Here is a 12,132-nt window from a genome sequence, read left to right on the forward strand (position 1 = left end):
CATGCTCGTCTTGAAGGAGGAGACGGTCGCGATCGCGTCCGACGCGGACGTCGTGCTCGTCCGGCAGCTGGTCCGACGCCACGCGCTGGAGCTGCGGTTCTCCCTCGTGGACCAGACGAAGCTGGTCACGGCGGCGAGCGAGCTCGCGCGCAACGCCCTCGAGCACGGCCGGGGCGGGGAGCTGCTCCTCCAGATCCTCCAGGAGCCGCCGCGGTCCGGCCTGCGGCTCGTCTTCACCGATCGCGGCCCGGGGATCGCGAACGTGGAGCTCGCCATGAAGGACGGTTACACCACGGGGGGCGGGCTCGGCTTGGGGCTCGGAGGGGCGAAGCGGCTGGTGAACGAGTTCGCGATCGAGTCCACACCGGGGTCCGGGACGCGCGTCACGGTGACGAAGTGGCGCTGACCCACGGAGAGAGCCTCGTCGTCCCCGTCGGCGAGGAGTCGCAGGTCGGCGAGGCCCGCCGCTCGGCGCGCCGGATGGCCAGCGACCTGGGGCTCGGCGAGGTGGCCGCCGAGCGGGCCGCCATCGTGGCGAGCGAGGCGGCCCGCAACATCGTGACCCACGGCGGCGGCGGCCTCGTCGCCATCCACCCCATCGGCCACCCGCCGAGCGGGATCGCGATCATCGGCCTCGATCGGGGGCGGGGGATCGGCGACGTCGCGACCGCGATGCGCGACGGTCACTCGACCGCCGGCACCCCCGGCGAGGGGCTCGGCGCCATGTCGCGCGTCGGCTCCGCCTTCGATCTGTGGAGCGCGCCGGGGAAGGGGACCGCGCTCGTGGCCGAGGTCTGGGCGGCGGGGCAGCGCCCGCCGCGCCGGCTGGCGGCAGGGGCGCTGTCGGTCGCGAAGCCCGGCGAGCAGGTGTGCGGCGATGGGTGGGCGCTCGTGGAGCTCGAGGACCGGGCGGTGCTCGCCGTCGCGGACGGCCTCGGGCACGGCCGTGCCGCGGCGGACGCCGCGCGCGTGGCGATCGAGGTCGTGCGCCGGACGGCGGACCTCGCGCCGCGCGACATCGTCGACGCGGCCCACGCGGCGTTGCGGGCGACCCGGGGCGCCGCCCTGGCGGTCGCGGCGCTGGACCTCGCGACGGGAGAGCTGCGCTACGCCGGGCTCGGCAACGTGGTCGGCGCGATCGTCGGCGGCGGCGCCTCGCGGCGCCTCGTCTCGCTCGCCGGGACGGTCGGGCACGCGGTGCGCTCCATCCAGGAGTTCTCCTATTCGCTCCCCGAGGGCGCCGTCCTCGTCATGCACTCCGACGGCATCGCGACGCACTGGGACGTCGCCGCGTACCCCGGCCTCGCGGCGCGGCATCCGGCGCTCCTCGCGGGCGTGCTGTTCCGGGATCATGCCCGGGGCCGCGACGACGCGACCGTCCTCGCCGCGCGGAGGGCGCGTTGAGCGCGCGGGCCGCCGCCCCGGGCGCTCCGCTCCTGACCATCGCGGTGCGCCGCGAGGAGGACGTCGTGCTCGCGCGGCAGCGTGCGCGGCAGGTGGCGCGGCTCGTCGGGATCGCTTCGTCCGAGCAGACGCGCCTCGCCACCGCCGTGTCGGAGATCGCGCGCAACGCCTGGAAGTACGCGGGCGGCGGGAAGGTCGAGATCGCGCTCGAGCCCGACGAGGAGGAGGGGAGCGCGCTCGTCGTCCGCGTCCGGGATCGGGGCGGCGGGGTGACCGAGCTGGACGCCATCCTGGCCGGGCGGTACCGCTCCCCGACCGGGATGGGGCTCGGGATCTCCGGCAGCCGCCGCCTCGTCGATCGATTCGACATCCAGACCGGCCCGTCCGGCACCACGGTGACCCTGGCGAAGCTCTTGCCCCCGGGGTCGGGGCCCGCGACGCCGCGCGAGCTCGCCGCCGTGGTGGAGGAGCTTCAGCGGGAGCGGCCGCACGACGCCCTCGAGGAGCTCACGAGCCAGAACCAGGAGCTGCTGCGGACGCTCGACGCGCTGAGGGAGCGCGAGCGGCAGCTCGTGGCGGTGAACCGCGAGCTCGAGGACACGAACCGCGGCGTCGTAGCGCTCTACGCCGAGCTGGACGAGAAGGCCGACTACCTCCGGCGCGCGTCGGAGCTGAAGAGCCGGTTCCTCTCGAACATGAGCCACGAGTTCCGGACGCCGCTCAACACCGTCATCTCGTTCTGTCGGATGCTGCTCGACGAGACCGACGGTCCCCTGAACGACGAGCAGCGCAAGCAGGTGGGCTTCGCGAGGCGCGCCGCGGAGGGGATGCTGGACCTCGTGAGCGACCTGCTCGATCTCGCCAAGGTCGAGGCGGGGAAGACCACGGTCCGCTCCTCGCCGTTCGAGGCGAGCGAGCTGTTCGGCGCGCTCCGCGGCATGCTGCGCCCGCTCCTGGCGACGACCCAGGTGACGCTCCACTTCGAGGACCCCGTCGGCCTGCCGACGCTCTACACCGACGAGGGCAAGATCTCGCAGATCCTCCGCAACTTCATCTCGAACGCCCTCAAGTTCACCGAGCGCGGCGAGGTCCGCGTGAGCGCGCGGCGTCAGGGCGACCGGGTCGTGTTCTCGGTGTCCGACACCGGCATCGGGATCGCCAGGGAGGACCTGGATCGGATCTTCCAGGAGTACGGGCAGCTCGACTCGCCGGTGCAGCGGCGGGTGCGCGGCACGGGGCTGGGGCTCCCGCTCTCGAAGCGGCTCGCCGAGCTGCTCGGGGGGCGCCTGGCGGTGAAGAGCGAGCCCGGCGTCGGCTCCACCTTCTCGCTCGAGGTGCCGCTCCTGTACGGGGGTCCCCCCGAGATCGGTACGGTCGCGGACGTGTGCGCCCTCCACGATCCCACCCGGTACCCCGTGCTCGTCGTCGAGGACAACCCCGAGACCATCTTCGCGTACGAGAAGTACGTGAGGGGGACGCCGTTCCAGGTGCTCCCGGTGGGGACGCTGCCCGAGGCGCGCCACGCGGTGCAGCGGCTGCGCCCGATCGCGGTGGTGCTCGACGTCATGCTGGGAGCCGAGGCGGCGTGGCCGCTGCTGTCCGAGCTCAAGGGCTCCGCGCTCACCCGCGGGATCCCGGTCTACGTCGTGACGATGGTCGAGAACCGCGGCAAGGCGAAGGGCCTCGGCGCGGACGACTTCTCCGAGAAGCCCCTCGAGCGGGCGTGGCTCCTCTCGCGCCTCGAGACGGCCGCGGCGCTGCTCCCGCGCGAGGAGGTGGTGGTCGTCGACGACGAAGAGGCGTCGCGCTACCTGCTCCGCTCGCTGCTCGAGGAGACGCGCTACGCCGTCCAGGACGCCTCGTCGGGCGAGGAGGCGCTGGCGCTGGTCGCGGAGCGGCGCCCGGCGGCGGTCTTCCTCGACTGGAAGATGCCGGGGATGGACGGCGGGGAGGTGCTGGCGCGGCTCCTCGCGGATCCGCAGACCCGCGACGTGCCGGTGATCGTCTACACCGGCGAGGAGCTCGGCCCCGAGCAGCGCGCCCGCGCCGGAGGCGCCGCGGCGATCCTCGGCAAGGGCCGGCCGAGGGCGTCCGCGCTGCAGGAGATCCGCGAGGCCCTGGCGCGGCTCGCAGGAGGCGTGACGAGGTCGTGAGCACCCGGGCGCACATCCTGTTCGTCGAGGACGACGCGGGGACGCGCTACGCCGTGAACCGCGTCCTCGCGAACGCCGGCTTCCGGGTCAGCGTCGCCGCCACGGGGGCGCAGGCGCTGGCCCTCGCGCGCTCGGCGCGGCCGGACCTCGTGCTGCTCGACGTGCAGCTCCCGGACGCGATCGGCTTCGACGTCTGCCGCGAGCTCAAGGCAGACCCCGCCACGTCGGCGCTGCCGGTGGTGTTCCTCTCCGCGCGGCGCGCGGACGCCGAGGACCTCGTGCGCGGCCTGGAGGGGGGCGCGGACCTGTACCTCACGCACCCGGTCGAGCCCCACGTGCTGGTCGCGGCGCTGAACGCCCTGCTGCGCGTCCGCCTCGCCGAGGCGCGCCTCCGCCGGTTCGTCGACTCGAACATGATCGGCGTGGCGGAGTTCGACGCGGAGAGCGTCCTCACCGACGGTAACGACGAGCTCCTGCGCATCCTGGGGCTCACGCGCGAGGACATCGCGGCGGGGCGCGTGACCTGGCCCGAGATCGTCCCCTCCGAGTGGCAGGCGCAGCAGGCGAGCCTCGAGGGGCGGCCTCGGCGCGAGGGCATGGTGGGGCCGCTGGAGAAGGAGTACCAGCGCAAGGACGGGAGCCGGGTGTCCGTGCTCATCGGCGCCGCGGCGCTCCCGGCGCGGTCCGAGGGCGTCGCGTTCGTGCTCGACCTGTCCGAGCGCAAGCGCGCCGAGCGCGAGCGCGAGGAGGCGCTCGCGCGCGCCGAGGCGGCCCAGCGGCGGATGGGGTTCTTGCTCTCGGCCACGAGCGCGCTCATGGTCTCGCCCGGCGAGATCGCGGCCGCCCTGCGCCGGCTCGCCACGCTGTGCGCGCGGGAGATCGCCGACTGGTGCATCGTCGACCGCGCCACGCCCGAGGGCGCCGTGCGGATGGCGGTGGCGGCGGCCGATCCCGCGCGCGCCGCCGACGCGGCCGTGGTGGAGGCGCGGGCCCCCGGCCGGGCGGGCGCCATCGCCCGCGCCCTCGCCGAGGGGACGCCCCAGCAGCTGGAGCTCGTGGACGATCCCGAGGCGCTCGAGCCCGCGCGCGACGGACGGCACCGGCAGGCCCTGCTCACCCTCCGGGTGGGCGCGGCGGCGGTGTTCCCCCTCGTCCAGGGCGGCCACGTGCTGGGCGCGCTGACGATGGTGAGGGCGCGCCGGGGGGCGACGATCGCGCCGGTCGAGCTCGCGCTCGGCGAGGAGGTGGCGGGGCGGGCCGCCGTCGCGCTCGAGAACGAGCTGCTCCACGAGGAGCTCTCGCGGTCGCTCCGCGCCCGCGAGCAGACGCTCGCCGAGGTCTCGCACGATCTCCGCAACCCGCTCTCGTCGATCATCCTCGCGGCGGCGCAGCTGGAGCGCTCGGCGGGGCGCTCCGAGCTGCCCGACCTCGTCGGGCGGCGCGCCGCGAGCATCCGCCGCGCCGGGGACCGGATGAACCACCTCGTCCAGGACCTGCTCGACCTCGCGCGCGCCGAGAACGGGCGGCTCGAGCTCGACGTCGGGGAGCACTCCGCGCGCGAGCTCGTCGACGACGCGGTGGAGAGCATCGCGCCCGTCGTGCGGGAGCGCGAGCTGCGCGTGCGGGCCGCGGTGGAGCCGCTCCTCGTCCGGTGCGATCGCGAGCGGGTGCACCGCGTCCTCGCGAACCTGCTCTCGAACGCGGTGAAGGTGAGCCCGCGCAAGGGCACCGTCGAGCTCACGGCCCGCCAGCGCGAGCGCGCGGTGCTGTTCACCGTCGCGGACGAGGGGCCGGGGATCTCGCTGGACGAGCAGCGCCACATGTTCGAGCACTACTGGCGCGGCCGCGAGTCGGGGGCGCAGGGCGTCGGGATCGGCCTGTCGATCGTGAAGACCCTCGTGGAGCGGCACGGCGGGAAGGTGTGGGTCGACAGCGTGCCCGGCGCGGGCGCGCGGTTCTCCTTCACCTTGCCGCGCGCCGAGGACTGACCGAACGAGCCTCACCGCTCGATCGGCCGCAGCCGGCCGAGCGCGTCCCAGGTGTACAGCGCGAGCGACGCCCAGATCAGCCCGAACGCCGCGGCGTGCGGGCGCGTGAAGGGCTCCCGGTACAGCGCCACGCCGAGCAGGAACTGGCCGGTCGGCGCGATGTACTGCACGAGCCCCATCGTCGAGAGGCGCAGCCGGTGCACGCCGAGCGTGAACCACACGAGCGGGAGGGCGGTGATCACCCCGGCCGCGGCGAGGAGGACGGTCGTGCCGGGCGTGCTGCCGAATGCGCCCGCGCCGCCGGCGGCCCGGACCCCGAGGAACGCGAGCGCGAGCGGGGCGAGCAGGGCGGTCTCGGCGAACAGGCCGCCGACGGCCTCGATGGCGGCGCGCTTGCGGACGAGGCCGTAGACGCCGAACGAGGTGGCGAGGACGAGCGAGACCCAAGGGAAGGTGCCCGCGCGCAGCACGAGGACCAGCACCCCCGCGGCCGCGAGCCCGATGGCGGCCCGCTGCCGCCCGGAGAGCGTCTCGCCGAGGAACGCCACCCCGAGGAGCACGTTGACGAGCGGGTTCATGAAGTACCCGAGGCTCGCCTCGACGATGCGGCCGGCGTTCACCGCCCAGATGTAGACGAGCCAGTTCGTGGAGATGAGGGTCGTCGTCGCCGCCAGGATCCGCCAGCGACCTCCGCGGAAGGGCGCGGTGAACGCGCCCTGCTCGCCGCGCACCGCGAGCAGGGCGGCGAGCAGGACGAGGGACCAGACCACCCGGTGCGCGAGGATCTCGGGGGCCGGGACGTGCTTCAGCGCCTTGAAGTACAGGGGCAACAGGCCCCAGGAGAGGTACGCGGCGAGCGCGTAGGCGAGCCCTGCGGAGCGCTCGTCGCGGGAGGAGGGGGAGGTCACGCGGGGCGCATCCTACGCCAGCGGTCCGCCCCCGGCTTACACTTCGCCCGGAGGGAGCCCGCCGATGCCGACCGCCGACTGGAAGCGGATCTGCTGCCCGATCGACTTCTCCGACGCCTCGCGCGCCGCCATGGAGGTCGCCGCCGACCTCGCCCGCCGGACGGGCGCCGAGCTGTGGCTGCTGCACGCCTATCCCGTCCCCGGCTACACCTTCCCGGACGGCTCGGTCGTGGCCAGCCCGAAGATGCTGCAGGACCTGGCGGATGGCGCGCAGCGCCACCTCGACGAGTGGCGCACGGCGGCCGAGGGCCTCGGCGCTCCGCGCGTGGAGACCGCGAAGGAGGCCGGCGAGCCCGCCGCCGAGATCGTGGCGTTCGCGCGCGAGCGCGGCGTGGACCTGCTCGTCCTCGGCACCCACGGGCGCACCGGGCTCGAGCACGCGCTGATGGGCTCGATCGCCGAGCGCGTGGTGCGCAAGGCGCACTGCCCCGTGCTCACGGTGCGGCCGCCCCCGGCGTAGCCGCCCCCGGCGCGAGCAGGGCCGAGATCCGCTGCGCGCGGTGCCCGAAGATCCGCGCCAGCGCGCGGCGGACGAAGAGCGCGTGGGCGAGCGTACCCAGCGGCCCGAGCGGCAGCTCGTACTCGACGCGATCCTCGACCACCGTCCCGCCGGGTGCGTCCTCGAAGGCGTGGAGGTGACGCCAGCGCCGGTACGGGCCGGACAGCTGGACGTCGACGAACCGCTCGCCGGGGACGCACTCCTCGATGCGCGTCCGCCAGGAGAACGGCACGCCGAAGAGCGAGAGCCGGTAGTCGATCAGGGTCCCGGCGGCGAGCGCGATGGGGCCGCGCGTCACGATGCGGAAGCGCAGGAAGCGCGGCGTGATCGCCTCGAGGTTGTGCGCGTCGGAGAAGAAGGAGAACACCTCCTCGCGGGGGCGCGGCACGAGCTGCACGCGCTCGAGCACCCAGAGGCGTCCCATGGACGCTTTCATAGCGGCCCGGGGAGGGGTTTGCTGGCGCCCGCAGGGTTCGCTCGATATGGACGGCAGGCGGCGGCCACTCGGGCGGCCACCCACCCGGAGACGCACATGGCCGAGCTCGTCACCGAGTACATGGGGCTCGCGCTGCCCAGCCCGCTCGTCCTCGCGAGCTGCGCGCTGTCCAATCGCGTCGAGAACCTCGAGATGGCGGAGGGCCACGGCGCGGGGGCGGTGGTGCTGCGCTCGCTGTTCGAGGAGCAGCTCGAGGGCGCCGCGAGCGCGCTCGAGGAGGAGCTGCTGCGAGGCGCCGAGTCGAACCCGGAGGCGCGCACCTACTTCCCGCCGCAGCGGGTCGGGCCGCACGACTACCTGTCGCTCGTCGAGCGGGCGAAGCGCGCCCTCGAGATCCCGGTCATCGCGAGCCTCAACTGCGCGGCGCCCGGCAGCTGGACGGACTACGCGCGCGACATCGAGCAGGCGGGGGCCGATGCGCTGGAGGTGAACCTGTACTCCGTGGAGGCGGACCCGACGGTGTCGGGCGCCGAGGTCGAGGCGCGCTACCTCGAGGTCGTCGCGGCGGTCCGGCAGGCGGTGCGGATCCCGATCGCCGTGAAGCTGTCGCCGTTCTTCTCCTCGCTGGCGCACTTCGCCACCCGTCTCGACGGGCTCGGCGTGAACGGCCTCGTCCTCTTCAACCGCTTCCTCCAGCCGGACATCTCGCTCGAGCGGATGGCCGCGCTGCCGACCATGACCCCGTCCGCGCCGTCCGAGGCGCTCGTTCCGCTGCGCTGGATCGCGCTGCTGCACGGCCGCGTGCGCGCCCACCTCGCGGCGAGCACCGGCGTGTACGACGCGCCCGGCGTGCTGAAGCAGGTCCTCGCCGGGGCGCAGGTCGTGCAGCTCGCCTCGACGCTCATGAAGAACGGCATCCCGCACCTCGGCAAGGTGCTCGCGGGGATCGAGGACTGGCTCGATCGGCGCGGCGTCTCGAGCCTCGACGAGCTGCGCGGGGCCCTGTCGCAGCGGGAGGTGAGCGACCCGGGCGCGTTCGAGCGCGCCCAGTACGTGCACCTCATCCTGTCGCAGAACATCTGACCGCCGGCCCTCGGGCGTGGCAGCATGGCGCCGATGGCCTCGCCGCGCCCGCCCCTCCGCGCCCCCGCCGCCCTCGCCCGGGCCTTCGCGTGCGCGGGGGCGGGCCTCGCCGACGCCGCCGCTCGCGAGCGGAACCTCCGCATTCACCTCGGCCTCGGCGTGCTCGCCGCCTGCGCCGCGGCCGTGCTCGACCTCTCCCCCGCCGAGCGCGCGCTGGTCCTCGCCTGCGCTGGGGCGGTCGTCGCGATCGAGGCGGTGAACTCCGCGGTCGAGACGGTCGTCGACGTCGTCCTCCCGGGCCCCGACCCCCGCGCGCGCTTCGCGAAGGACGCCTCGGCCGGCGCCGTGCTCGCTTTCGCGGTGGCGAGCGTGGCCGTCGCGCTGGAGATCCTGCTGCCCCGCGCCGCCGCCCTCGCGGACGACGCGCGGGCGCTCGCGCCCTCCGCGGCCGGGGCGGCGCTCTCCGCCCTCGCCGCGTGGCGGCTCCCCGCCCCCGTGGCGCGGCGCGCTCCCGCGCGGCTCGCGCTCGCGCTGGCGGGCGGGCTTGGGCTGGGCGTCGTGGCGGCTGCCGCGCGGAGCGTCACGGCGCTCGCGGTGGCGGCGCTGCTCCTCGCCGTGGGCGCGGGTACGGCCGCCCGCCGGGCCGCCGGCGAGGGCCCTCCCACGCACCGCGGGTGACGGGGATCCTCAGCCCTCGGGCAGCGGATCGCCGGGGTGCTTCGGGATCTGCATGCGCGAGGCGTCCCGGGACCGCTGCTCGTCGTCGCCGTGCACGCGCGACGCCTCCCGCTCGTCCTGCTCCTGGGTCCACGTCGTCCCGGCGCCGGCCGACGAGAGCCCCTCGAGCGGCCGCTCACCGTGGCGCGCCTCCACCTCGAGGTCCTTCGTCTCGTTCTCGCGCCGCCGCTCCAGCTCGCGATCCCGCATCGGATCCTTCCGCTCCGCCATGCGCGCGTCCTCCTCACGATCACGCTGGCCACCCACCCGGGGCGATGCAATCCCGGTACGTCCCGATACCTTCCGGTCACCGCATCGGCCCGCTGCGCAGCCGTCGTCCGGCGGGCCGACCCTTTTTCCTGAGCCGCACACCGGAGGACACCTCATGGCCAACCTGAAGGGCAGCAAGACCGAGCAGAACCTCAAGGACGCGTTCGCGGGCGAGTCGCAGGCCAACCGCCGCTACCTCTACTTCGCGAAGATCGCGGACGTGGAGGGGTACCCCGAGGTCGCCATGAACTTCCGCGAGACGGCGGAGGGGGAGACCGGGCACGCGCACGGCCACCTCGACTTCCTGAAGGTCGTCGGCGATCCCGCCACCGGCCTGCCGATGGGCGACACGGCGACGAACCTCAAGGCGGCCATCGCCGGTGAGACGCACGAGTACACGGACATGTACCCGGGCTTCGCCAAGACCGCCCGCGACGAGGGCTTCACCGAGGCGGCGGACTGGTTCGAGACGCTCGCCAAGGCCGAGAAGTCCCACGCTGGCCGCTTCGACAAGATGCTGAAGAGCATCAGCTAGCGCGCCAAGCACGCTCGTACGGCGACCCGGCGCGCCCCCTTCGAGGGCGTGCGCCGGGTCGTTCCGCGTCGGGCCACCCCGGGAGAAACTGCCACCATGACCACGCCCGACCAGCAGAAGCGCATCTCGTACCAGCCGACGCCGGGCCTCTCGTACGACCCCTCGGAGGCGAAGTACTGGGACCCGGCGGCGCTCGAGGGAGAGGTGCGCCGCACCTTCGAGATCTGTCACGGCTGCCGCATGTGCTTCAAGTATTGCGACAGCTTCCCGCGCCTGTTCACGCTGCTCGACCAGAAGTACGACGGCGACGTCCACAGGCTCGACCGAGGGGACGTCGGCCGCGTGATGGACGCGTGCTTCCAGTGCAAGCTGTGCGAGGTGCAGTGCCCGTACACCCCGCGCGACGGGCACGAGTTCCAGCTCGACTTCCCGGCGCTCGTCCACCGCTACCGCGGCGTGCACCAGCGGGGGAAGCCTCGCACGCTGCGGCAGCGCGTGCTCAACGATCCCGACGGCGCCGCGCGCATGGCGCGCCTGTCGCTCGGCGCCGCCAACGCGGCGAACCGCTCGCGCCCCCTGCGCGTCCTCATGGAGAAGACGGTCGGCATCCACCGCGAGAAGAAGCTCCCCGACTTCGCGGCCCAGCCGTTCGACCGATGGGCGGAGCAGAACGGCTACGTCAGGCCCGAGCCGGGGGGTGAGGCGGTCCTCTTCCAGACCTGCTTCGTGCAGCACAACGAGCCGGAGATCGGCAAGGACGCGCTGTTCGTGCTGCGCCGCTGCGGCGTGGACGTGCGCGTCGTGAAGGGGCTCCTCTGCTGCGGGATGCCCGCCTGGGAGCACGGTGACCTCGAGGCGCTGCGGCGCCAGGCGCGCAGGGACCTCGACCTGCTCATGCCCTACGTGGAGAAGGGCGCGAAGGTGCTCGTCGTGAACCCGACCTGCTCGATGATGATGCGCCGCGAGTGGCCGCACCTGCTCGCGGGCGAGGATCGCGCCCGGGCGGCGAAGCTCGCGCCCGCGGTCATGGACGTGTCGGAGTACCTCTGGTCGATCCGCAACGAGGAGCGGTTCTCGACTGCCTTCAAGTCGGCGCCGCCCGGCGGCAAGGTGGCGTACCACGCGCCCTGCCACCTGCGCGCGCAGGCGATCGGGTTCAAGGGTCGCGATCTCCTCCGGAAGATCCCGGGCGTCACGGTGGCGGCGACGGTGATGGAGTGCTGCGGCCACGACGGCACCTTCGCGATGACCGTCGAGGGGTTCGAGCCGTCGAAGCGCATCGGCCAGAAGGCGTTCGAGGGGATGAAGTCGGCGGAGGCGCCGACCTGGGCGACCGACTGTCCGCTGGCGGCGCTGCAGTTCGAGCAACACGCGGGGAAGAAGCCGCTCCACCCGCTCTCGCTGCTCGCGCGCGCGTACCGCGAGGGCGGCTTCGACGGCGGCGAAGGGGGAGCGCGATGAGGCCGGTGCGACGCGAGGAGCTGATGGACCTCTCGACCTACGAGCGCGCGCGGGCCGAGATCCGGCCGGGCGTGCTCGAGGCGAAGCGGCGCCGGCGCGTCCACGTGGGCGGCGCGCTCACCTTCCTGTTCGAGAACGCCGCCACCGTCCGGTACCAGGTGCAGGAGATGATGCGCGCGGAGCGCATGACGCGCGAGGAGGACGTCCGGCACGAGCTCGAGACCTACAACGAGCTGCTCGGGGGGAAGGGCGAGCTGGGCGTCACGCTGCTCATCGAGATCCCGGACCCCGCCGAGCGCGACCGCAAGCTGCGCGAGTGGCTCGCGCTGCCGCGGCACCTCTACCTCCAGACCGCCGACGGGCGGAAGGTCCGGGCCACCTTCGACCCGCGCCAGGTCGGTGAGGACCGGCTGTCCTCCGTGCAGTACCTCAAGTTCGACGTCGGCGGCGAGGTGCCCGTCGCGGCGGGCGCCGACCTCCCCGGCCTCACGGTGGAGGCGCGGCTCGACGAGGAGCAGCGCGAGGCGCTGCGCGCGGACCTGGCGAGCGACGGGTGACCCTCCAGCCGGGGCGGTTGCCGCTCGCTCCCTCAGCGGTTACCCCTTCGAGGATGGACGG

13 protein-coding genes are annotated in these 12,132 nt (G+C 74.2%); 10 read left to right on the top strand and 3 right to left on the bottom strand.

Features of this window, described 5'->3' with window-relative positions; translation table 11 throughout:
* The first annotated feature begins 1 nt into the window (after position 1).
* From ANAE109_RS04105 to ANAE109_RS04120, 4 genes are read left to right on the top strand one after another with little or no spacing between them, the layout of a single operon-like run.
* Complete coding sequence (locus ANAE109_RS04105) at positions 2-406, top strand: anti-sigma regulatory factor (protein WP_011985118.1); 405 nt, start codon at positions 2-4, stop codon at positions 404-406.
* Positions 397-1,404 (top strand): SpoIIE family protein phosphatase, encoded by a 1,008-nt coding sequence (locus ANAE109_RS04110; RefSeq protein WP_011985119.1) that lies wholly within the window; start codon positions 397-399, stop codon positions 1,402-1,404. The genes ANAE109_RS04105 and ANAE109_RS04110 overlap by 10 nt, the downstream gene beginning before the upstream one ends.
* Positions 1,401-3,557: an ATP-binding protein gene (locus ANAE109_RS04115; protein ID WP_011985120.1), complete on the top strand. Its 2,157-nt coding sequence runs from the start codon at positions 1,401-1,403 to the stop codon at positions 3,555-3,557. Before ANAE109_RS04110 ends, ANAE109_RS04115 begins: the two co-directional genes overlap by 4 nt.
* On the top strand, positions 3,554-5,545 hold the full coding sequence (locus tag ANAE109_RS04120; protein WP_011985121.1) for an ATP-binding protein: 1,992 nt from the start codon (positions 3,554-3,556) through the stop codon (positions 5,543-5,545). Before ANAE109_RS04115 ends, ANAE109_RS04120 begins: the two co-directional genes overlap by 4 nt.
* Positions 5,546-5,556: 11 nt before the next feature.
* Here ANAE109_RS04120 and rarD read toward each other — a convergent pair whose 3' ends face one another.
* Positions 5,557-6,453: an EamA family transporter RarD gene (rarD, locus tag ANAE109_RS04125; RefSeq protein WP_011985122.1), complete on the bottom strand. Its 897-nt coding sequence runs from the start codon at positions 6,451-6,453 to the stop codon at positions 5,557-5,559.
* Positions 6,454-6,517: 64 nt separating this feature from the next.
* On the opposite strand from rarD, the gene ANAE109_RS04130 reads away from it, so the two are divergent.
* Positions 6,518-6,973, top strand: coding sequence for a universal stress protein (locus ANAE109_RS04130; RefSeq protein WP_011985123.1), 456 nt, complete (start codon positions 6,518-6,520; stop codon positions 6,971-6,973).
* Here ANAE109_RS04130 and ANAE109_RS04135 read toward each other — a convergent pair.
* Positions 6,948-7,436, bottom strand: a complete 489-nt coding sequence (locus ANAE109_RS04135; RefSeq protein ID WP_143827893.1) for an SRPBCC family protein — start codon at positions 7,434-7,436, stop codon at positions 6,948-6,950. The two genes, ANAE109_RS04130 and ANAE109_RS04135, sit on opposite strands and share 26 nt — an antisense overlap.
* A gap of 108 nt (positions 7,437-7,544) precedes the next feature.
* On the opposite strand from ANAE109_RS04135, the gene ANAE109_RS04140 reads away from it, so the two are divergent.
* Together ANAE109_RS04140 and ANAE109_RS04145 are read left to right on the top strand one after the other, a co-directional pair.
* Positions 7,545-8,531 (top strand): dihydroorotate dehydrogenase-like protein, encoded by a 987-nt coding sequence (locus tag ANAE109_RS04140; protein ID WP_011985125.1) that lies wholly within the window; start codon positions 7,545-7,547, stop codon positions 8,529-8,531.
* Positions 8,532-8,564: 33 nt separating this feature from the next.
* Positions 8,565-9,209 carry a diacylglycerol kinase gene (locus tag ANAE109_RS04145; protein WP_158305865.1) on the top strand — a complete coding sequence of 215 codons (645 nt, stop codon included), beginning with the start codon at positions 8,565-8,567 and terminating at the stop codon, positions 9,207-9,209.
* A 9-nt stretch (positions 9,210-9,218) separates the two neighbouring features.
* On the opposite strand, the gene ANAE109_RS04150 is transcribed toward ANAE109_RS04145, so the two are convergent.
* Positions 9,219-9,479, bottom strand: a complete 261-nt coding sequence (locus tag ANAE109_RS04150; protein WP_011985127.1) for a hypothetical protein — start codon at positions 9,477-9,479, stop codon at positions 9,219-9,221.
* A 154-nt stretch (positions 9,480-9,633) separates the two neighbouring features.
* Between ANAE109_RS04150 and ANAE109_RS04155 the strand changes: the two genes are divergently transcribed.
* From ANAE109_RS04155 to ANAE109_RS04165, 3 genes are all read left to right on the top strand, one after another.
* Entirely contained in the window at positions 9,634-10,053 is a 420-nt protein-coding gene (locus tag ANAE109_RS04155) for a rubrerythrin family protein (RefSeq protein ID WP_011985128.1), read from the top strand.
* A gap of 96 nt (positions 10,054-10,149) precedes the next feature.
* On the top strand, positions 10,150-11,514 hold the full coding sequence (locus tag ANAE109_RS04160) for a heterodisulfide reductase-related iron-sulfur binding cluster (RefSeq protein WP_011985129.1): 1,365 nt from the start codon (positions 10,150-10,152) through the stop codon (positions 11,512-11,514).
* Entirely contained in the window at positions 11,511-12,071 is a 561-nt protein-coding gene (locus ANAE109_RS04165; protein WP_011985130.1) for a DUF3501 family protein, read from the top strand. The genes ANAE109_RS04160 and ANAE109_RS04165 overlap by 4 nt, the downstream gene beginning before the upstream one ends.
* Positions 12,072-12,132 lie beyond the last annotated feature (61 nt).

The sequence above is a fragment of the Anaeromyxobacter sp. Fw109-5 genome (assembly GCF_000017505.1).
Taxonomy (GTDB): Bacteria; Myxococcota; Myxococcia; order Myxococcales; family Anaeromyxobacteraceae; genus Anaeromyxobacter.

Coding starts and splice junctions, on each gene's coding strand:
- ANAE109_RS04150 (WP_011985127.1), bottom strand. CDS start 9,479: ATGGCGGAGCGGAAGGATCCGATGCGGGATCGCGAGCTGGAGCGGCGG.
- ANAE109_RS04155 (WP_011985128.1), top strand. CDS start 9,634: ATGGCCAACCTGAAGGGCAGCAAGACCGAGCAGAACCTCAAGGACGCG.
- ANAE109_RS04105 (WP_011985118.1), top strand. CDS start 2: ATGCTCGTCTTGAAGGAGGAGACGGTCGCGATCGCGTCCGACGCGGAC.
- ANAE109_RS04130 (WP_011985123.1), top strand. CDS start 6,518: ATGCCGACCGCCGACTGGAAGCGGATCTGCTGCCCGATCGACTTCTCC.
- ANAE109_RS04165 (WP_011985130.1), top strand. CDS start 11,511: ATGAGGCCGGTGCGACGCGAGGAGCTGATGGACCTCTCGACCTACGAG.
- ANAE109_RS04140 (WP_011985125.1), top strand. CDS start 7,545: ATGGCCGAGCTCGTCACCGAGTACATGGGGCTCGCGCTGCCCAGCCCG.
- ANAE109_RS04145 (WP_158305865.1), top strand. CDS start 8,565: ATGGCCTCGCCGCGCCCGCCCCTCCGCGCCCCCGCCGCCCTCGCCCGG.
- ANAE109_RS04135 (WP_143827893.1), bottom strand. CDS start 7,436: ATGGGACGCCTCTGGGTGCTCGAGCGCGTGCAGCTCGTGCCGCGCCCC.
- ANAE109_RS04160 (WP_011985129.1), top strand. CDS start 10,150: ATGACCACGCCCGACCAGCAGAAGCGCATCTCGTACCAGCCGACGCCG.